The sequence below is a fragment of the Orenia metallireducens genome (assembly GCF_003001995.1).
GTDB classification, from domain to species: Bacteria; Bacillota; Halanaerobiia; order Halobacteroidales; family Halobacteroidaceae; genus Orenia; species Orenia metallireducens_B.
In genome coordinates this window covers 24,297-46,615 of sequence record NZ_PVNB01000023.1, presented here as the reverse complement: position 1 = coordinate 46,615, position 22,319 = coordinate 24,297, and the positions used below count along the sequence as shown (strand labels likewise).

The window sequence follows — 22,319 nt, the reverse complement described above, 5'->3', positions numbered from 1 at the left end:
TAATTTACCTTAACCCAACAAATTTAGTATAACAGATAAAAGTTTAATTTATGTTACAAAGATGTTACAAGGATGTTAAAAGAGTGTTAATAGGAGCTTAACATCAATGTATTATTTTTATATTTCTACAATAAAATAAAAATTATACATATTAATTACTCATCATAAAAAATCTTTAACTTATTACGACTTTATAACTGAATATATCAAATAAAATTCTAATTATAAATTAAAATTGTGCAATAATCCATTTAAATTATCTGCCATAATTGATAACTTCTCAGCTTCCATAGTAACCTCTTTAGAGATAGCCTTTACCTCCTCTGTTACCTTTAAAACCTCTTGGCTTCCTGCTGCTAACTGTTCAGTAGAGGCTGTGGTCTCTTCAATATTGGCTACTGTATCTGTAATAGCAGCATTTACACCTTCAAAAGATTCCCCTGCCTCTTTAATAACCTTCTCTCCCATCTGACTCTCATCTTTTCCTGCCTGAATAGCTTGAATTGCCTCTTTTGACTGATTTTGAATCTCTCTAATTAAACCATCAATATTCTTAGTAGCCTCAGAGGTCTCTTTTGATAAATTTCTAATCTCATCAGCCACAACAGCAAAACCTTTACCAGCCTCACCAGCTCTTGCTGCTTCTATTGACGCATTTAAAGCTAAGAGGTTGGTTTGATCAGCAATTCTATCGATCAAATCAGTAATCTTACCAATCTCATCAGATCTTTGATTAAAGCGGTCTATTACATCTGCAACATTATCTACCGTCTCTTGAATTTTTATAATTTGCTCAATTGAAGCTTTAATCTTGTTATTTCCTTCACCTGTTATATCTACTACATTATAAGATAACTCCATAACTTCATGGCTACTATAATCTACCTGCTTAACCCCTTCAGACATATCATTAATTATCGATGAAGCTGAATGAATAGTAGAATCAGCTTCTAATGATAAAGAGGATAACTCTTGACTAAATCCTGCTACTTGATTACTTGTATTGGAAACATTAGTAAGTAAATTATATAAATTATCTACCATGGTATTAAAACCTCTTGCCAACTCTTCAATCTGATCATTTGTATTGATCTTTAACTTTTTAACCTTTAAATTACCACTTGCTAGCTCTTTACTATAATCTACTAACTTCTGCAAGGTATTAACTAAATTATTCTCTAGTAGTCTAATAATTATTAAAGAAATTATAATAGTAAAAATAACTGATATTATTGAAGAAGTATAACTAGACTTTATATGCTCTCCTAAATCTTTTACTGCCTCCATCCGTCTGTCAGTAAAAATTTCATTCAATACATTACTAGCATAAATTAAATCATCTCTAGTATTAACTATGGCAATCATTGGTACTTCAAAATTGACAATCCCCCTATATTCTGGAACATCCCTCCCATTTTTAATATTATAAACTGGAATTAATTCCTCAGTAAAGATTCTATTAAACTCATTATTCTGCTTAACTAATTCTATCAAGAGCATTTTTGCTCTCTTATCAATGATGATTTCAGTTAATTTATCAGCTATCTTTTGGAACTCTCTTTCATGTTTTTCAAAATGACGGATTGCTCTATCATCATTATTAGATAAATCAACAGCATCTATATATTTAGCCCTAATCAATGTAGCTAACTTTAAAACATAATACATATTATCTCCAGATTCCTTCACTATTGTAGTATCATTGCTAATACTACTTAAGAATAATAAATTAGCCATTGAACCTAATAAAAAAACTAAAATTACTGCTGAAAATCCTACTAATAATTTATATCTAAATTTCAAATTACTAAATTTATTCTTAATACTACTTATCCTCATAATCTTATTTAAGAAATCAGCCGATATTGACATCTTATCTTTAATAAAGGTATTCATTTAGACAAGACCCCCATAATATAAATTTATAACCTAAAGATTAACTTTTAAGTCATTATTCTTTCATAGATATCTAAATCCAAAGATAGAATTTAATATGTATATTAGCAAATTATAAGTTTAAGTCTAAGTATAAGTTAAACATTAAAACAATATCTTATGATCTGCTCAGCCTTAACCTCAATCTTAAACTTATACTCAAATTATCACATTCTCTTTATAATACCATTTTAATTTTTTAAAGTTGGATAACCATATCTAAATATTCAATTAGCAAGAGAACTTATTTCTTATAGTTAACTAGCCCTTAAATCATTATAATATTATCAGCAAAATTATATTAATATAACCCAGCTTATCTTACGATAAACTGGGTTATCCATTTTAAAAGCTAAGTTGTTCTACTATTAATGAATAGTCTCTTTATTAACTTTTTGGAACTCAGGAGTTACAGGATAGAAACCTTCTTTAATAGCTAAAGCCTCTCCTTTTTGACTCAACTCATACTTTAAGAACTCTAAAGTAGCTCCAGTTGGCTTACCATTGATATATTGATTCAATGGTCTAGCTAATGGATAAGAACCATTTTTAACATTCTTAGGATCTAATGGAGTTGCTCCATTAACATTCATTACATTTAATCCTGCTACTGGTTTACCATTTTTAGCTGCATAACCGATTCCTACATACCCAATAGCACCTTTGTCAGCCTTAACAGCTTCAACTATTTGAGCATTACCGTTCATTCTGTTCATATTAGCAGAATATTCACCTTTTAATACATTATCTCTAAAGTAAACGAAAGTACCTGAACTATTTTGACGTCCATATAAAGTAATTGGAAGGTTTGGTCCACCAACCTCTTTCCAGTTAGTGATATCTCCTCTAAAGATAGCACCTAAATCTTCCATACTTAAATTCTTGATAGGGTTGTCTTCATTTACAACAACACTCAATCCATCCATAGCTAATACAACTCTATAAACCTCTACACCATTATCTTCAGCCATTTGAATCTCTTTGTCCTTCATTACACGAGAAGCATCTGCAATATCAACCTCTCCAGCAATTAAAGCTTTAATTCCAGTACCAGATCCTCCACCAGTTACTGCAATAGAGACATTAGCGTGCTCTTCCATGTAGTTTTCAGCTAATGCTTGAGCTAAGTTTACAATTGTATCTGAACCCTTGATTTGGATATAAGCCTTCTCTTCTTTTTTATCGTCACCACCAAAGATCCACCAAGCGTCTACCTTTCCTGTTACAGTAAATAATACTCCAACTGCTAAAAGTAATACTAAAGATAAAGCAATACCTTTTCTGTTAAACATTCACAAACTCCTCCTCTTATTTACTTATGTTTTTATTATCTTTCTCTCAACGTTCAACCAAAGTATAACAGGGTTTTTTTGCAAATAAATTAAGGGAATGTTAACATAATGTTAAAAGAGGAAAAATATAAGAAAATAGTTACCAAAAAAAATAAAACGCCAAAAATGGCGCTTTGTTTTTTAATTTTATGAAATTATAATTTAAAATTAAGATACTTTAATATCAGTTATTATATCTAGCAAATCAACATATTTAAAAACACTAATCCTTTAAAGGTAACTCTACTATAAACTTGCTACCTTCCCCTAGTTTACTCTCTACACTAATCTCCCCTTGATGCTCTTCAATAATATGTTTAATAATCGATAAACCTAAACCTGTCCCCCCTAACTTTCTACTTCTTGCCTTATCAACTCGATAGAATCTTTCAAAAATTCTTGGCAAATCTTTTTCTGGAATTCCTAGTCCAGTATCTTCTACCTCCAAAATTAACTTCTCATCTTCATTATATGCTCTTGCCTTTACCCTGCCAGCATCAGGTGTATACTTAATGGCATTATCTACTAAATTAATCATCAGCCTTGACATTTGATCTCTATTGGCCTTTAGCAAAGGCAGAGAAACTGGGAGATCAGCCTCCAAAATAATAGACTTTCTTCTAGCTTTCTCTCCTAATAAAAAGATTGTATCATTGATAACCTTAATCATATCTACCTGCTCTTTGCTAGAGTACTCGAATTTTGATTCCAATCTAGATAAACTCAATAAATCTTCAATTAATCTCTGTAATCTATTGGCCTCTTCTCTAATAATACTCAAAAAAGAACGAGTAACCTGTTTATCAGGCTCACTATCTAGTAATGTTTCCACATATCCTTTGATAGAAGTCAATGGAGTTTTAAGCTCATGGGATACATTCCCTACAAATTCCTTTCTCATCTCCTCTAAACGCCTAATATCAGTAATATCTCTCAATACTGCCACAACCCCTACTGTACTCTCCTTGATTCCTTCAATAGGAGCAATCTGTACCCGAAAAACCCTCTGCTCAGGAACTAACATCTCCAACTCCTCTGTTACTATTTCATTCTTCTCTAAAGATAGCTCTACCAATTCATCTAACTTATAATTCTTAGTTATTTGAATCACTGATTTATCTAAGACTAAATCCTCTTTGATTCCAAAGATTCGCTCAGCAGCCAAGTTAAAGAGTATTATCCTCCTCTCCTTATTAACTGCTATTACAGCATCACCAATACTAGTGACAATAGCTTCCACTTTATTCTTCTCCCCTGATATTTCTTGCATCTTATCCTTAACACGGTCGACCATATAGTTAAACATTAAAGCCAATTGTCCAATCTCATCTTTAGTTCTAATAACTAACTTATGATCTAAATAACCATTTGCTATTTTTTGAGCTGCAGAGGTAATCTCTCTAATTGGATCTGTAATTTGATTGGTTAACTTTAAAGATAATAAGACAGCAACCACTATTGCAAAAAAGGATGATTTTAATAATACCGTCCAGATACCATGGTAGAGCTCCTTTAACTTATTTAGAGTTAGAGATGCTCTAATAACACCAATCACTTCTCCATCTTCTCTCTTGATAGGTAAAGCAATATACTTCATATTCATATCTAAAGTAGAGCTATACCTTATCTCCTTACCCAACTTTCCTTTTAAGACCTCTTGTACTTCAGGTCGATAAAGATGATTCTCCATCACCGATGGATCTTTACGAGAATCAGCAAGTACCTTCCCTTTTAAATCTATAATTGTAATTCTAGTCTCTAACTCCTCACCATAAGTAATAATTGAGCTGTTTAATCTAGTATAATCCCTATTATACAAAAAAGGATCGACAACAGTTAAAATTAAGTTCATCTCTTTAATCAACTTTCTCTCTAACCAGCTAGAGAAGTAATTCTCTAAAGACCTCTGTAAAAAGTAACCAGTAAAGATCAATGTAGTTACTAACATAACTAGATATAATGCTATAATCTTAGTTTTAACACTTTGTAATCTCTGTAGCATACTTAAACTCCTTTATTTAGTTTGAGTCTAAACTTAAGTATAAGTGTAAACAATCTTAAACTCAAACTTAACTCTTAATCTCTTTAAATTTATATCCTACACCTCTCACAGTCAAGATACTCTCCTTATCACTATGATTACTAATCTTCTTTCTTAACCTTCTAATATGAACATCTACAGTCCTAGTATCACCATGATAATCATAGCCCCACAACTCATCTAATAAATAACTTCTAGAAAAGACTTGTCCTGGATGTGTCATTAAAACAGCCAATAAATCAAATTCCTTTGGAGTCAAGCTAATCTCTGAACCATCTACTTCTACACGATATTTAGTCAAATCTACCTTGATATCACCTAAGGCTATAATTTCCTCTTCTTTTTCACTTTTTTTCTTAACTCTACGTAAGATGGCCTTTACCCTAGCTAAGAGTTCACGAGGGCTAAAAGGCTTAGTTACATAATCATCAGCTCCTAATTCTAAGCCTAAAATTTTATCAATCTCTTCTCCTTTAGCTGATAACATAATAATCGGTATCTTGCTTAATTTACTATCCTTTCTAATCTGACGACAGACATCAAAACCATCTAATTTTGGTAACATTAAATCTAACACAACCAGATTAGGATGAACCTCCTCAACCTTCTTTAAAGCTTCTTCACCATCATAAGCAGTTGTAACTTGATAACCATCCTTCTCTAAATTAAACTTCACCAGCTCCACTATATTCTCTTCATCATCAACTACTAAAATTTTATTACTCATAAATTTTCCCCCATTAATTTAAATTTTTAGATTCATAAGCTTATATTTATAATATACAACTAAATTATAGTAAAAATCAACTCTCTATTCAATTGAATTCATAATATTAAATTGTTTTTTAGGTAAAATTCAGTGTAAAAGGTATCGCTTAATGGGTATATTGCGACACTTTTTCAAATAAATAACGAAGAATTAAAAGGTTTTAAAGTAGGGTCTGGTCGCGACCGGACCCTACAAAAAGATTAACATTTATAAAATAATAAAAATGTCATAATATCTATATATAATATAGTATCAATCCCCTATTAATACTATAAAAGAAGGGGGCATCAATATTGATGCCCCCTTCCTTATTTGAATTTTATCTACTTAAATTATTAAACTTCAAATTTATCTACTAAAGCCTTTAATTTCTCTGCCATAATAGCCAACTCTTGTGAAGAATTGCTTATCTCCTCTGACATATTATTAATACCATCAATCGCACTCATTACCTGCTCACTATTGTTAGCTAAAGTATCGGCAGATATAGCTGTCTGTTCAATCTGTACTGATGTATTCTCACTAGAACTCTGAATTTGAGCAAAGATCTTTCCAGTCTCTTCAGCAATCGATTCTCCACCTCTAGATTGCTCTTCTACTTGTTTAATAGCATCTAGACCAACCCCTGCTTTTAATTGTGTCTTCTTAATCAAAGCAGAAATATTATCTATAGCTTTAGAGGTCTCTACAGACAACTCCCTAATTTCATCTGCAACAACAGCAAAACCATGACCATGCTCCCCAGCCCTTGCTGCTTCTATTGCTGCATTTAATGCCAATAAGTTTGTCTGTTCAGCTATATTATCAATTAATTCTATAATCTGTCCAATCTCTTGAGAGGTGATATTTAAATCATTAATAGCATTTACAGTCTCTTTAACAGATTGACTAATCTCTCTTATACTTGCTAAGGTAGCAGTTATATTTTGATTACCTATCTCAGTTTGAGAATTTGTCTCTTGTGCTAAAACAGTTACCTCTTGAGAACCTATAGCAATCTCTTCAATGGAGGAGGACATCCCTTTCATTAATTGATTTGTACTCTCAATTGTTGCATTACCCTCCTGGGCAGAAGCAGATAACTCTTCACTGTAAGCTAATAGCTCCTCTGATGTATCTAACAGATTAATAATAATTTCATGCAAATTACTCTTCATTTGATTAAAAGCACTAGTCAATTCTCCTATCTCATCTTTAGAGTTAATTTCTAGCTCTTTTGTATTTAGATTACCTTCTGCTATCTCTTTAGCAATAGCAGTCAATCTTCTTAAAGGATTAATCACAATCTTATTGAAATATAAAGAGAAGATAACAATTAAAATCAATATAATAATCCCATTAATCAAAAAACTTATTAATACTCTCTTGCCCAGTTTAGTTACAAAACTAAAATCTTGGCTGATTCTAATCATACCCTTAACTGTACCTGTTATTGGATGATATAGAGGTGTGTATAACTCTAATAAGTCATCTTGATTATTAGTTATTCTTACCCTTTTTCCTTCTATAACCTGCTCATAGATAGACTTATCCTCTAAAGGCTGCCCTATACCACTTTGCTCATCCTCTTTTGAACTTACAACCAGTCTATCCTCAGAATAAAATCCAATATCTCCAGAGATGACACCTTGGATTTGGTCTAATAGTCTTTGATCGAAGCTAAAGCCAGTCTGCATAGTACCTATAATCTTATTATTGTTCTTAATAGGTACTATAGCTCTAATGGCAAAGCCACTATTTCCTGATTCAAACAGCTTCACCTTATCACCTTTTAAAGCTGACTGAATAGATTTTTTCTCACTCTTATCATCACCATATTTATTAACATTATGTGCTCTAAAAAAGACTTTTCCTTTACTATCACCAAATTCAAATACATCAAGTTTATTCTCCTGATTTAAAGCCTTAAATATAGGTACAGCTACCTTCTTTAAAGTCTCTCTATCTTCATTATTTAGTGCAGATATGATCTTTTCATTTTGTGCATAACTCTCTGCTACTAACAGGGTCTCATTCATCTTCTCTTTAAGATACATATCTGCTGAATTACTCGCCTGCTCTATTCTATCTACAACTAATTTACTAATCCCCTTCTCTGCTTGACTAAATAAAGTAGTAGCTACTATTAATACTGGAATAATTGCAGATAATACTATCATAATAATCAATTTTCTTCTTAAGCTTAATTTTAACATAAGATTCCTCCTCATTAATATCCAAACCAAATTTTTATATCAATTATTTAATATAACTATCATAAGTCACCCTTACCAATAACAACCTTTTTACTATAAAATTAGCAATTATTTTCAAAAAACAATAATCAATTTACTAATTCCACAACAAACTCTCTATTCCTTTAAATAAATCATTTTTTATAAAAAACAACTTAACTTTAATTTTATTGAATAATATTTTTAATTTAACAAAAATTTTGTCAACGTATATGTATCCAAATTCCTTTTAAATAAAAGTTAGATAATCTCAAAACAAAATAAAAATACCTCCTGTCTACTATAGTAAACAAGAGGTATAAAGCTTCCATTATTCTATTGTTAAGATGTTAATAACTATAGATCTCTTCATCACTAAAGAAAAGTTCAATCTCCTTTATAGCACTACCATTAGAATCAGAAGCATGGATAATATTACCTGAATCTAAGTCCAAAGCTAAATCTCCTCTGATAGTTCCTGGTAAAGCCTCAACAGGATCTGTAGCCCCTACTAAATTTCTAACTACTTTAATTGCCTCAGGACCTGAGATTACCATAGCAACCACTGGTGCTTGAGTGATATAAGAGATTAGTCTAGGAAGAAAGCTCTTAGATATGTGCTGTTTATAATGCTCTTTAGCTAACTCTTCATCTATCCAGACCATCTTCATCGCGTCAATCTTCAATCCTTTATCTTCAAATCTACCAATAACTTTAGCAATCTTTCTATTCACTACTGCATCAGGTTTAATCAATACTAAGGTCTGTTCCATTTTCATTCCCCCTGTCAGTAAGATATTATGTTGCTTGGTAATATTATACTACAATTCTGATCCTATCTTCAAATTTTTATTTCTTATAATTAAGGGCTGATGTGGATATTAAGAGAGTTTTGATATTAGGTGGGTAGGGTAGAGGTTAACCAACTACCTCCTACGAGTCTAAAAAGATGACTCTTCGTGTAAACCACCTCTAACTATCCAACCACCAAAAAACAAAGTGTCTCATTATCTCTCTATTATATCAATTTATAATTATAAATTGCGATAATGATTCCCCTCTAAGATAAGTTCAGTTGGAATCTCATCTAAAAAGCGGGATGGGGTCATAGATCTTGTTTCACCATAGCGTTGCCTTTCTCTGGCATAAGTCATAAATAATCTATCAGCAGCTCTAGTCATAGCTACATAGCATAATCGTCTCTCTTCTTCAATCTCCTCTAACATACCTGACTTGACACTTCTATAATGAGGAAAGGTATCTTCTTCCATACCTACTATAAAGATAACAGGAAATTCCAGCCCCTTAGAAGCATGAACAGTCATCATCTTGATCTGATTAGAGTTATTCATATCATCTTGATCAGATAAGAGCTTAAGGTCTCTAACAAAATCTTCTAAGTCTCTATTTTGATTCTTATTATAATAATTCTCTGTTAAAGCCAAAAATTCTGCTAAATTATCCAATCTATTTAAAGCAGTCTCTGAGCCATCAAGCTCTAGCATCGCCTGATATCCACTTACTTTCAAAATTTTATCTACCTTCTCTGGTAGAGTAAGTCTTGACTCCTTTACTGTGATTACATCCTCTAAGTCTCGCCTAAACTGCTTAATCCTTTCGGCTGTCTTCTTACCAATTCCTGACACACCACTAGGATCTTTCATTACATCAAAAAGACCTAAGCTATTATCCTCTTGGGCAAAACTGAATAGATTAAATTCTGGCACATGCTCTTGGGCATGATTAATCAGTTTATCGATAGTCTTAGCCCCAATACCTCTTTTAGGTGTGTTAACAATCCTCTTTAAGGCAATAGTATCTTGAGGGTTAACAGCAACCTTCAAATAACTGATAATATCTTTAATCTCTTTGCGGTCATAAAAACCAAGTCCTCCCACAATATGATAAGGTATCCTTCTTCTAATAAAAGCCTCTTCTAATACTCTTGACTGGTGATTAGAACGATATAAAATAGCCACATCATTATAACTATAGCTACTAAATTTAATTAAATTATCAATCTCTTCTGCTATATAATCTGCTTCACCATATTCATTTAAGGCTTCACAGATAATAATTGGCTCTCCTTCATCCTTTTCAGTCCAAGCTTTTTTATCAAACTGGCGATAGTTATTGGCTATTAAAGCATTTGATGCTTCAATAATATTCTTCTTAGAGCGATAATTCTGTTCTAATTTAATAGTCTTACAATCAGGATAATCCTCATTAAAGTTTAGTATATTCTCCATATCTGCTCCACGGAACTTATAGATACTCTGATAGTCATCGCCAACAACGAATATATTCTGATGCTTTCCTGCTAGCATACTTGCTAATTTATACTGGAAAGGGGAAGTATCTTGGTACTCATCAATTAAAATATACTTAAATCTCTCTTGATACTTCTCTAATATATCCTCATTCATTTCAAATAATTCAATAGCCTTGCCAATTAAATCATTAAAATCAAAGGCATTGTTATCCTTTAAAACTTCATTATATTTAAGATAAATATCACCAATATTCTGATAAAACTCTTCACTGCCTCCACCAATCTCTAAATAGTTATTAATCAATTCTCTTTTTGACCACATATTCATTTTAGCCTTGTTAATCATATTTAAGACAATTTTAGGATCATATTTCTCTTTATCTAAGTTCATAGTTAAGATGATATCTGAAATCAAATCCTTACTCTCATTTTGATCATAAATAACAAAGCCTCGATCATAACCTAGAGCTTTTATATTTTGACCAATAATCCTTACACAGATACTATGGAAGGTTCCCATCCACATCCTTTTTGAAACATCTCCTATCAGTTCCTTAACCTTTCGCTTCATATCTTCAGCAGCCTTATTTGTAAAGGTCAATGTCAAAATATTATAAGGATCAATCCCTTTATTAATTAGATAGGCTATCCTATAGGTTAAAGCCCTTGTCTTACCACTTCCAGCTCCTGCCAAGACCAATACTGCCCCTTCTGTTGTCTTCACCGCTTCTAACTGCTTAGTATTTAATGCTAAGGATAAATTCATAGCTAACTCTCCTTTTTTACTTGATTTACAAAAGAAAAAGTGAGCCTAATGAGAACTCACAAAAAATAATAATTATATGTAATTATATTTTATAACGCTTTATTATTATATAATATACTCATTCATAAATCAATAATGAAAGGCTAAGTCAATTCATATTAAATAACTAACTCCTCAACCTTAGTCCAATACGCACAGGCTGAATTGTCTTCCTTTCTAGGATGCCAATTTTTTAGAAGATTACAATATCCCCGTCTAGTCCGATGGTAGCATGTGAAACAGTTCTCATTTACAATTCCTTTGTCTAATTTATATTCCTTGGACTTGTGATCCCATTTCTCTATTTTAAGATCACCTAAATTTAAATCACCCACTATTTCTAAATATTTTGACATGTCAGTTACAAAGTCTCTATGCTCCAGTCCTCCATTGATATCTTCATAAATAGATAACTGATTTTTCTTAGTCAACCAGACCTTTACCTTGAGATAGTCTTTATGATCAGGGATTACTTCACAGTATAGTTTGATAGAATCAGAATAATCGAAATCCACAACTCCCAGCTTGTACAACTGACCCAAAACTGTAACGATTCTTTGACTTGATTCCTTCACCTCTGGATACTTTATCATCTAGTAAACCTCCTGACTTGAAATTTGGTTTATCTCTAAGTGCCATAGTTAGTTTTAACAAATCCAAGAAAATTATTCGTTAAATTTTATTTTAGAGTTAGCTAACTATCCTATACTGTAAATAACAAGAGCTAAGGGCAAATAATTTGCCCTTAGCTCTTGTTATTTACCTATTTAATTAATTTAGCAGTAATCTCTGCTACATGCTTACCTTGAAATCTAGCAGCAGCTAATTCATTTTCACTAGGCACCCTCTGACCTTCACCACCAGCAATTGTTGTTGCTCCATAAGGAGAACCACCACTGATTTCATCTAGAGTCATTTGTCCAGCAAAGGAGTAAGGAAGACCCACAATAACCATTCCATGATGTAACATTGTCGTATGCATACTACGGATAGTAGTCTCTTGTCCACCATGCTGAGTTGCAGTACTAACAAAAACACTACCCACCTTGCCAACCATAGCACCCTCTTGCCATAGTCCACCTGTTGTATCTAAAAAGTTCTGTACCTGTCCAGCTACATGTCCAAAACGAGTAGGTGTTCCAAAGATAACCCCATCGGCATCCTTTAAATCTTCTAAGGTACACTCTGGAATATCACTAAACTCTTGTTGGACTTCTAAAGCTCCCATCTCTTTAAGAGTCTCTTCAGGGATAGTTTCAGGAATTCTACGTAATTTTACTTCTGCACCATCTACTTGCTGAGCACCCTCTGCTATCGCCTTGGCCATCTGATAGGTGTGACCATATGTTGAATAAAAAGGAATTAGAACCTTCATCATTTCATCCCCCTTCTTAATAAATCACTTTATTTAATTTAAACTAATGTAGATCTATGAATTTAAAATTAAACTTATAGGTATGTGAATTCAAAATGAAACTTAATGGGAATAGTGCGACAGTTTTTTGTTAGATAGTTAGAGGTTGGATGGTTAGGTAGTTGAATTTTCCTAACCTCTACCCACCTACCTCCTAAATGTCACTTTTTCTCTCGATAATGTCATGGTTAAATTTTATTCTAGATTTACGAACCTATAAGGTTAAAATTGATTAAATAGATATAAAAACCTGTATCTTAACCTTACAATAATTATAGATACAGATTTTTATATCATAGGTGATAATACTTATCTATTTCAACCTTTTAAAGTAGAGAAAAACTCAAATTTATTCTTCTTTACAATTAATCTACTGTAATCTCTTTAGCTGCTTCCCATTGCCCATGGATATTACAGAACTCATAGGCTCTTAAGGTACAGCTCTCTTCTAACTTGATAGTTAAAGCCACTTCAGCTTTCATCTCAGGAGTAAAGTTAACTCTAGCTAACTGATAATAGTCAGCATATAACTCTACATACTGAATAAAATGTTTCTCTTCCATTGGATGGTCAATACCTTCTCCCATCTTAATCTTTACCTCAAAGTATTCACCCTTCTTCACTTTATCTGGTGCATCTATTACAGGAACATGTTTATCCTCTAAAGTTGTTTTATCATCACCATTAGCAGCCTTCTTTAAATCATAATAACTCATTATATCTCCTCCTTGAATTTATTAATTGATTAGATAGTTAGGGGTAAAGAATTTAGATAATTGTTTTTTCCAACCTCTACCAACCTACCTTCTAAATATCCCATTAATCTATTTATGAAACTCTTTAAATCTATCCTTCTTAACACCACAGATAGGACATTGATCAGGTGTTCCATCTTTAACAGTATGACCACACTTTTCACAGATACTGACATACTCTAAGTCATAGTCCTTACCTTCTTCAGCAGCCTCCTTAGCCTCAGAAAATAATTTAGAATGAATCTTCTCAGCCTCTAAAGAATAGTAAAAAGACTTTACAGCATCACTTTCATCTTGATCACTAGCCACTAAATGATATGTAGGGTACATCTGTTCAATCTCAAAATTCTCACCTGCAATTGCTCCTTCTAAGTTCTTAGCCGTAGAAGCCAAACCAAACTCAGCACCAGAAGCAACTAAAAAACCTCCATCAACATTACCATGTGCTTCAAAATGATTACCTGCATGAATCTCTTCTGCATAAGCAATGGCATCAAATAATAAAGCTATGTTAGGAAACCCATCTTTTTCTGCCTTTTTAGCCCAAACCTTATACCGCTGATAGGCTTGACTTTCTCCTCCAAAGGCTGATCGTAAATTCTGTGCTGTCATTTCATTCTGTACCATCTTAACACCACCCCTCCCTTATTAGTAATCGTTATTAATATTATTTTAACATCTAATAACCTTTTTGTCAAATTATAACTTGGATTATTGTGGTGATGAATATAATTAAGATGGAGTAATATCAAAATCCTCTAATAATATATGAAAGTTATATAATAGAATGATATTACGACACTTTTCACTTTGCTAGTTAGGTAGTTAGGGCAAACCTATCCATCCAACCACCTACCCACCTAATACCCAAAGTATAGCAATATACCCATAAAAATCATTAATCTAGTCAAAAATAAAGAAAGCCTTGACTACAATCAAGATTGTAGTCAAGGCTTTCTTTAAAAGCTCTATTCTTTTATCCCTTCAGCTACCTTCTTAGCTAAGATAGCACAATCATCAAACTCTTTTTCTGTAGGAGCACATTTCATCTCAATAATTGGATGAACAGGTTCACAATTAATTTGAGCAGCAAAATCCTTCAATCGATCACGGGACTCCCCACTCCAACTATAGGAACCAATTAGCCCTAAAGTCTTATTCTTAATCTTCTTATTCTCTAGGAAACGAAGAAGATTATCCATTAAAGGAAATACTCCTGTGTTGTACGTACAACTTGCCAAAATTAGCCCTTTATAACGCCAAACATCATTAATAATATAGGACATATGGGTTTTAGAAACATTATACACTCTAATATTCTTAATACCCTCTTTTGCAAGCTGACGAGCAGTAGCCTCTACCATCTTCTCTGTATTACTATACATCGAACCATACGCTATTACAACTCCATCTTCTGCCTCTTGGTTACTCCACTTGACATACTTATCAATGATATATTGAGGATTACTACGCCAGATAGGACCATGGGCTGAACAGATAGTTTGAATATCTACCTCCTCTAATTTAGAGATAGCTCTTAGCACCATGGGACCATACTTACCAACTATATTGGTAAAATAACGGGATATCTCATCCTCATAAAATTCGATATTCAACTCATCATCAAAGATTCCACCATCTAAATTTCCAAATCCACCAAAAGCATCCCCTGAAAATAGCACCTTATCTTGTTGGTCATAGGTCATCATAGTTTCAGGCCAGTGTACCATCGGTGTTAAATAAAATTTCAGCTGTCGTCCTCCTAAATCTAAAATATCGCCATCCTTAACCTCATGGAAACCATCTTTAATTCCATAAAATCCTTCAACAAAGTTTAAGGTCTTCTTATTTCCTACAATTTTAATATTAGGATATTCATTCTTAATTGCCTTAATAGAACCAGAGTGGTCAGGCTCCATATGATTGATAATTAGATAATCTATCGGTCTATCGCCAATAACCCCTTTAATGTTTCTTAAATAAGAATTAATATAACTATTTTTCACTGTATCAACTATAGCTACTTTCTCACCATCGATTAAATAAGAATTATAAGCTACCCCTTTAGGCAAAGGCCATAAAGCCTCAAACAATTCCGTTTCTCGGTCATTAACACCAATCCAATAAATATTGTCAGTTATTGATGTAATCTGATTCATCTTATCCCTCCTAAAGATTATATGTAATTTTATCAATTGAAACTAACGAACTAACTTATGTAATCATTTGTCATTATATTTGAATAGTCCACAGATATTCAAATATAATAAGTGATGAGAAAAGCTCTTTAATCCTTAGCTATCACTTATCTATAGATATTAGTATTATTATCATTATTATAAATAAATATAATAATATTTTCAAGCAATTAACTAAATATGTAATTATAAAAAGATAAACATCAATAAAGTTTATTAACTCAACTAGTACCTACCTTAATCCCAGACTAGTAGTGACTGAGCATAATTTATAGACAAAAAAAGAAAAAAGCTGATATCTCCGATGATACCAGCATTTTAACGATTATATATAACAAGGGAGGCTTGTTATTTAAGTAAAACCATTTTAACTAAGGGGAGGAATTTATCAATTCTTAGTTAGTAATGATTATCGTTATCTAAATTATAATATTAATTGAACCTTTTGTCAAGTAATTTTATTATTTTTTCCACTAATGAAAATTTTATTACACTTGATTAAAATTAATTTGATAAATTCTCTATAATCTCAACAGAACTTGCATAAACTTAGACTATAAACATTAGTTAACAAGGTTTAAAAATAATAGAAATAAGCTAGCTTATCGATTAATATTGGAGAACGGCTTATTTAATTAAAGCTCTCTAAGATTAATTAAAGTTAACAAATAATAATATTATCCGATAATAATATTATTACTCCTAAAAAGGAGGGATTTATTGTGGAAAATTTTGATAAAGTTAATCCTATTAAAGCAATCAGTAAAATTGCTAAGATAAGTAAGAATAATTCTAAGAAAAATAATGATACTAAACAAAGGTCTAAAGAGCATAAAGAACATCACACTGATTTAATTGACATATCTTTCAAACACCGAATCAATAATGACGAAATTACTTACTCTAAACCAAATAATCACCATCAAGATAATAATGATAAGAGTTTTTCCATAGATAATATCTCTGATAATGTCTTTACCTTTTTAAAATTAATGTATGAAGTCTATAAAGAAGAGAATCCAGCCAATGAAGCAGCTGTATTAAATGACTTTTATCACTTATCCCATCAAGGAATCACCTTAGGATATAAGGAAGCTCTTAACAATCTAAATCACGCTGAAGATAGCATCAAAAAGATAATTACTGATACCTATGATCATATAATAGAAAAATTAGACAACTGGTTTGCTAAATATAATATCGAATTAACAGATAGAAGACCCTCTGATCTCAAATCCATTGAGATTGAAGAAGAAATTAAAAAATTTGTCAGTAAACTATTAATAGAGCAGAAATTTCATAGACAATAATGACTTCTCTAAACTCTCTGAAATAAATAATAAATTTTATAATCTCTATTCTCTGTTAGGTCTAATTGGAAAACATCTAGTCTCTAAAATATAATAACAAAAGCCTAGAGAATATTCTCTAGGCTTTTGTTATTATCAATTTCTTCTGTTTTCTATAATCCAGCATCAGCTTTTAATAAATCTACCTTATCTGTTCTCTCCCACGGTAGATCTAAATCATTTCTACCAAAGTGACCATAGGCAGCAACTTGACGATAATGTGGCTTACGCAAATTTAAGGTTTCAATGATCTTACCTGGTCTTAAGTCAAAATGCTTATTTACTAGCTCTACAATCTTACTCTCTTCAATCTTAGCAGTTCCAAAGGTATCAACCATAATAGATACAGGATAAGCTACACCGATTGCATAAGATAATTGTACCTCACACTTATCGGCTAAGCCTGCTGCTACAATATTCTTAGCTACATAACGAGCCGCATAAGCAGCAGAACGGTCTACCTTAGTAGCATCTTTCCCAGAGAAAGCTCCACCACCATGGCGTGCCATTCCACCATAAGTATCAACTATGATCTTACGACCTGTCAACCCCACATCACCTTGTGGTCCACCAATTACAAAACGACCTGTTGGATTAATGAAGTATCTAGTCTTTTCATCTAATAAATCACTATCTATCACCGGCTTAACTACATACTCAATCATATCCTCTCTAATCTGCTCTAAGCTTATCTCTGGATGGTGTTGAGTTGAAATAACGATAGTATCGATTCTTACAGGCTTGTCATCTTCATATTCAATAGTTACCTGAGTCTTACCATCAGGTCTTAAATAATCTAAAATCTCTTCTTTTCTCACTTTAGCTAGTCGTCTAGCTAATTTATGAGCCAAAGTAATTGGTAATGGCATTAACTCTTCAGTCTCATTACTAGCATAGCCAAACATTAGTCCTTGATCTCCAGCACCAATTTCTGCACTCTCTTTTCCTTCTTTAACCTCCAAAGCTTCATCTACACCTTGAGCAATATCAGGAGACTGTTCATCAATTGAAGTTAATACTGCACAAGTTTCAGAATCAAAACCATACTTGGCGCGAGTATAACCAATCTCTCTAACTACATTACGAGCTATCTTTGGGATATCAACATAGCAATTAGTAGAAATCTCACCAGAAACTAAGATCATACCTGTTGTTACTGTAGTCTCACAAGCAACCCTTGCCTGTGGATCTTGACTTAAAATTGCATCTAATACAGAATCAGAAATCTGATCAGCTACCTTGTCTGGATGCCCCTCTGTAACTGATTCAGATGTAAATAAATATCTTTTACCCATTTGACTACCTCCTAAATAATATGTAATAAATAGTTTACAGTGTATAGTCTATCACCATTAACTACTTGCTTTAAAATTAAAAAAACCCTCCTTCTAAGGAGAGATGGATTAATAAGAATCTGAACATCTCCCAAGGTTATTTCCTTGTAGGAATTAGCACCTTTCCTTTACAGGTGGTTGCCGAGCTTCATAGGGCCTATCCCTCCACTACTCTTGATGTGTGATTATTCTTTTTTTGATAATTTTATTATCTCCATTAGTCTAACACTTTAACAGATATTTGTCAATAATTATCCTTTATATTTTGTATCATCATAGTTAATCTTATACATCAACCTCTACTGTTTGGTTGATACTGACTTCTGTAGTACTTATATTGCAATTATAAGCATAAATTTCTACACCATTTTCAGCAGCTTCCTTCAATTTCTCTGCAAACTTTAGATCTATTCTCTGATGGGGAGTAAACTTATAGGCATCAGCTCTTTGAATGATAAAGATTACTGCTACCCTATAACCTTCCTGATGTGCTTTAATTAATTCATCTAAATGGCGTCTCCCCCTTTTAGTTGGAGCATCTGGAAATTTAGCCACTCCCTCTTCTACCAAAGTTGCAGACTTAACCTCAATTAGACACTTCTTACCCTTTCCTCTTAAATAAAAATCTAAGCGACTATTACCATAAGTATACTCTGGCTTAATCTCTTCATAACCCCTAAATTGAACCAAATCACCTTCTAAGAGGGCATTCTCTACCAACCTATTGGTCAAATGGCTATCTATAGATATTAAATTATCATTATAATCTACTAACAATAGACTATACTCGGTCTTCCGATTGGCTTTAGGGTAATGAGCTACAAAAACTTTAGTCCCTGGAATCATTAACTCCTCCATCCGTCCTGGATTAGGTACATAAGCTATTACTTCTTCTCCCTCTAACTCAACTTTAGCTACAAACCTATTCTCTCTTGTAAGCAGTCTTCCTTCTTTAAGTTCTCTATCCATCACTACCTTTGCCATAACTCTAGCTCCTTCCATTATTAAGTCTGGGTATAAGTTTAAGTTTTCAACTTAATTAACCTTAAACTCAAGTTTGATTATAAAGTTCTTTGTTGACTTTTAATTTTTTAACCACTATTATTTGTTATTAAATTCTATAAAATGTATTTATCTTCCCAAAAATTACAGATTGAGATTGTACCTAACATATGTTATTCTAATCACAGCCAATAAAAAAGGAGGTATATGAAGATATGATCAAAAATAGACAATATATAGTTGCACTTATATTATCTCTAATATTAATCTTTGCAGTAGCAGCAAATAGTTACGCTAGTGAAGCCTATAGAATTCAGTCAGGTGACTCTTTATTTACAATTGCCAAAAAATTTAATACCTCAATCACTGATTTAATTAGGATCAATAATATTAGTAACCCTAATATTATATATTCTGGACAAGCACTAAGTCTACCTTCTATTGATAAAAAAACAAGTTCGAACTCTTATAATTTTAGCAGGGTGACTAGTGATACCAGAAAAAGTTCTAATAGTTCCTTTAATACAGATTACAGCAATATCAATTGGATAAATAATAATGATGTTGTTATAGCAGAACCAAAGAGAGAAGAAAATATTAAAAAAATATACCGTAAAGGTCCTAATACTATGAAGGTAGCCTTAACCTTTGATGATGGACCAGACCCAGTTTATACTCCTCAAGTACTTGACGTATTGAAGAAATATAATGTTAAAGCTACCTTCTTCTTAGTTGGAGAGAGAGTAGAAAAGAATCCAAGTATAGTTAAGAGAATCTATGAAGAAGGTCACACTATCGCCAACCATTCTTGGGATCATGCTAACCTAAACACTCTAAATGAGTATGAATTAGAGCAGGATATGGCTGATACAGATAACTCTATCAAAAAGATTATTAGTAAGAGACCTAAACTTATGAGACCACCTTATGGTGCTGCAAATACTTCTACTTTAGAACAACTTAATAATATGGGTTATAAGGTAATCCATTGGTCTGTAGACACCTTAGATTGGAAAGCTAAGACTAAAGAAGAGGTACTAGCTAGAACATTACCAGATATCCATGAAGGTGCGATTATTCTCTTCCACTCGGCTGGAGGAAAAGGTCAAAGCCTAATGCCAACTATCAATGCACTTCCAACTATTATTGAAACATTACAAGAAAAAGGTATTGAAATGGTTACTGTTGATGATTTATTATCACTAGCTGCGTATAGAAGATAGCTTTGTGATAAGTCAAGCCTCTAAAGGCTTGGCACTACATAATATAAAGTCAAAACCCCGCCTATAAGACGAGGTCAAAGTTCAAACTCCTTTTTTAATCATTTCATATAAATCGTCTACTGTCTCTGCTTGCAAAAACTCCTCATCTACCAAGGCAAAGGGTCCCATAGCACAATCTCCACAAAAACCCAAACAGGCTTCAATCTCTACACTAGCACCATCAAGTTCTTCTTCTATTCTATCTACTAACTCTTCCACCCCATGAACAAAATTGTTCTCACAAAAACTTACTATCGCCATTACAGCTCACCTCCAAAATTAATAAGTGATGATTCCTAAGTATAATACTAATAGTCAAAGTTCACTGCTTACTCTTTATTATCTCTATTAACTTTGAAACTGATACATTATCAAAATCTAAATAACCTAATTCTAAACTTTGCTTGATAGCCTTTCTTAGAGTAACCGACTTACTCATATCCCCTATCACAATAGCACCAATGATAACTCTATCTTTAATTAAGACCTTGATATACTTATCCTCTTGCTCTTCACTAATTATATCTATCCCATCTTGCTCATCATTATCCCCTATAGCAAATAGAGATAGTCCAAAGGCATTAAGCATAACTGTTGGAATAATATGTTGATAAACATCCTCTTGACCTATAATATTATATCCTGCTATCTTCCCTTGCTCAATAGCAATCGGCCAGAGACCAAAACCCTTATTATCAAGCTCTGATACATCACCAACAGCATAGATATCAGGATAATTTGTCTGCATCCTATTATTTACGACAACCCCAAAGTCAGTCTCTATATCAGTTCCTTCTAATATATCCAAATTTGGTCTAATTCCAGTAGAGTAAATCGCCATATCACATTCTCGTTTCTCACCTTTACCAGTTATAAAAGCTTCTACCTTATCTTCTCCGACTATCTTCTCAATTGATGTGCCAGCTAAAATCTCAATATTATGTTCTTTAACCTTCTCTTCTAATATCTGACAAGCCTTTTCATCTAACTGTTCTGGCATCAGATAAGGGCATATCTCAGCTACCATAACCTCTTTACCTGCTTGGCTAAGAGTCCATGCCATCTCTAAGCCCAATACTCCTCCACCAATAATTAAGACCTGATTACTATCCTCTGCATACTCTTTAATCGCCCTAGAATCTACCACTTTTCTTAGAGTAAAGACCCCTTCTTTATCTATTCCACTAATCGGTGGAGCTGAATTTCTAGCCCCATTAGCCAATACTAACTTACTATAACTAACCCGCTCACCATTATCTAAGATCACCTCGTTATTCTCTGGATCTATCGCAGTAACCCTAGTATCTAAATAAATCTCTACATCATTCTCATCATACCATTCTCTCTTTTCTAATAAAATTTTATCTACATTAATATCATCCATTAACCCCTTTGATAGTTTGATACGATTATAGGGATAGCTACTCTCTTCTCCAAACAACTCGATCCTACATTCCTTATCATACTCTCTAATAGCCTTAATTGCACTAATAGCAGCTATACCACTTCCTACTATTACTAACTTTTTCATTAATTTCACCCTCCTTAACTTAAGATTTCTTAAAACTATTCTCTCTATTCTTAAAGCTTATTATTAATACAGCTCATGCTAGTAAAAAATGCTTCTTTATAAGGATAT

General features: G+C 32.6%; 18 protein-coding genes and 1 riboswitch. Of the genes, 2 read left to right on the top strand and 16 right to left on the bottom strand.

Going from position 1 to position 22,319, the window contains the following annotated elements; genetic code table 11:
• Window positions 1-222: 222 nt before the first annotated feature.
• From BX659_RS14250 to BX659_RS14195, 12 genes are all read right to left on the bottom strand, one after another.
• Window positions 223-1,896, bottom strand: a complete 1,674-nt coding sequence (locus BX659_RS14250) for a methyl-accepting chemotaxis protein (RefSeq protein WP_097018787.1) — start codon at window positions 1,894-1,896, stop codon at window positions 223-225.
• A 407-nt stretch (window positions 1,897-2,303) separates the two neighbouring features.
• On the bottom strand, window positions 2,304-3,227 hold the full coding sequence (locus BX659_RS14245) for a PstS family phosphate ABC transporter substrate-binding protein (protein ID WP_097018786.1): 924 nt from the start codon (window positions 3,225-3,227) through the stop codon (window positions 2,304-2,306).
• A gap of 262 nt (window positions 3,228-3,489) precedes the next feature.
• Entirely contained in the window at window positions 3,490-5,268 is a 1,779-nt protein-coding gene (gene pnpS / locus BX659_RS14240; protein ID WP_097018785.1) for a two-component system histidine kinase PnpS, read from the bottom strand.
• A 67-nt stretch (window positions 5,269-5,335) separates the two neighbouring features.
• Window positions 5,336-6,034, bottom strand: coding sequence for a response regulator (locus BX659_RS14235; protein ID WP_097018784.1), 699 nt, complete (start codon window positions 6,032-6,034; stop codon window positions 5,336-5,338).
• A 377-nt stretch (window positions 6,035-6,411) separates the two neighbouring features.
• A complete protein-coding gene (locus BX659_RS14230) occupies window positions 6,412-8,271 on the bottom strand; it encodes a methyl-accepting chemotaxis protein (RefSeq protein WP_172431950.1) in 1,860 nt (619 codons plus the stop codon).
• A 368-nt stretch (window positions 8,272-8,639) separates the two neighbouring features.
• Window positions 8,640-9,068 (bottom strand): nucleoside-diphosphate kinase, encoded by a 429-nt coding sequence (gene ndk / locus BX659_RS14225; RefSeq protein ID WP_367302841.1) that lies wholly within the window; start codon window positions 9,066-9,068, stop codon window positions 8,640-8,642.
• A gap of 255 nt (window positions 9,069-9,323) precedes the next feature.
• The gene (locus BX659_RS14220) at window positions 9,324-11,327 is read right to left on the bottom strand and encodes an ATP-dependent helicase (protein ID WP_097018781.1); all 2,004 of its coding nucleotides are present in this window, start codon (window positions 11,325-11,327) and stop codon (window positions 9,324-9,326) included.
• Window positions 11,328-11,485: 158 nt separating this feature from the next.
• Entirely contained in the window at window positions 11,486-11,959 is a 474-nt protein-coding gene (locus BX659_RS14215; protein ID WP_097018780.1) for a hypothetical protein, read from the bottom strand.
• Between the two features lie 170 nt (window positions 11,960-12,129).
• A complete protein-coding gene (wrbA, locus tag BX659_RS14210) occupies window positions 12,130-12,741 on the bottom strand; it encodes an NAD(P)H:quinone oxidoreductase (protein ID WP_097018779.1) in 612 nt (203 codons plus the stop codon).
• Window positions 12,742-13,145: 404 nt separating this feature from the next.
• The gene (locus BX659_RS14205; protein ID WP_097018778.1) at window positions 13,146-13,496 is read right to left on the bottom strand and encodes a class II SORL domain-containing protein; all 351 of its coding nucleotides are present in this window, start codon (window positions 13,494-13,496) and stop codon (window positions 13,146-13,148) included.
• A gap of 108 nt (window positions 13,497-13,604) precedes the next feature.
• A complete protein-coding gene (locus BX659_RS14200) occupies window positions 13,605-14,162 on the bottom strand; it encodes a rubrerythrin family protein (protein WP_097018777.1) in 558 nt (185 codons plus the stop codon).
• Window positions 14,163-14,503: 341 nt separating this feature from the next.
• Complete coding sequence (locus BX659_RS14195; protein WP_097018776.1) at window positions 14,504-15,694, bottom strand: FprA family A-type flavoprotein; 1,191 nt, start codon at window positions 15,692-15,694, stop codon at window positions 14,504-14,506.
• Between the two features lie 761 nt (window positions 15,695-16,455).
• Between BX659_RS14195 and BX659_RS14190 the strand changes: the two genes are divergently transcribed.
• A complete protein-coding gene (locus BX659_RS14190) occupies window positions 16,456-17,043 on the top strand; it encodes a DUF5610 domain-containing protein (RefSeq protein ID WP_097018775.1) in 588 nt (195 codons plus the stop codon).
• Between the two features lie 152 nt (window positions 17,044-17,195).
• Here the strand turns inward: BX659_RS14190 and metK are convergent, their stop codons facing one another.
• Together metK and sfsA are read right to left on the bottom strand one after the other, a co-directional pair.
• Window positions 17,196-18,377: a methionine adenosyltransferase gene (gene metK, locus BX659_RS14185; RefSeq protein ID WP_097018774.1), complete on the bottom strand. Its 1,182-nt coding sequence runs from the start codon at window positions 18,375-18,377 to the stop codon at window positions 17,196-17,198.
• A 120-nt stretch (window positions 18,378-18,497) separates the two neighbouring features.
• Window positions 18,498-18,600, bottom strand: a riboswitch (SAM riboswitch).
• Between the two features lie 101 nt (window positions 18,601-18,701).
• Window positions 18,702-19,400: a DNA/RNA nuclease SfsA gene (gene sfsA / locus BX659_RS14180; RefSeq protein WP_216358817.1), complete on the bottom strand. Its 699-nt coding sequence runs from the start codon at window positions 19,398-19,400 to the stop codon at window positions 18,702-18,704.
• A gap of 233 nt (window positions 19,401-19,633) precedes the next feature.
• On the opposite strand from sfsA, the gene BX659_RS14175 reads away from it, so the two are divergent.
• A complete protein-coding gene (locus tag BX659_RS14175; protein ID WP_097018772.1) occupies window positions 19,634-20,641 on the top strand; it encodes a polysaccharide deacetylase family protein in 1,008 nt (335 codons plus the stop codon).
• 81 nt (window positions 20,642-20,722) lie between these two features.
• Here the strand turns inward: BX659_RS14175 and BX659_RS14170 are convergent, their stop codons facing one another.
• Window positions 20,723-20,941: a DUF1450 domain-containing protein gene (locus BX659_RS14170; RefSeq protein WP_097018771.1), complete on the bottom strand. Its 219-nt coding sequence runs from the start codon at window positions 20,939-20,941 to the stop codon at window positions 20,723-20,725.
• A gap of 61 nt (window positions 20,942-21,002) precedes the next feature.
• The gene (locus tag BX659_RS14165; RefSeq protein WP_097018770.1) at window positions 21,003-22,211 is read right to left on the bottom strand and encodes an NAD(P)/FAD-dependent oxidoreductase; all 1,209 of its coding nucleotides are present in this window, start codon (window positions 22,209-22,211) and stop codon (window positions 21,003-21,005) included.
• Between the last annotated feature and the right edge of the window lie 108 nt (window positions 22,212-22,319).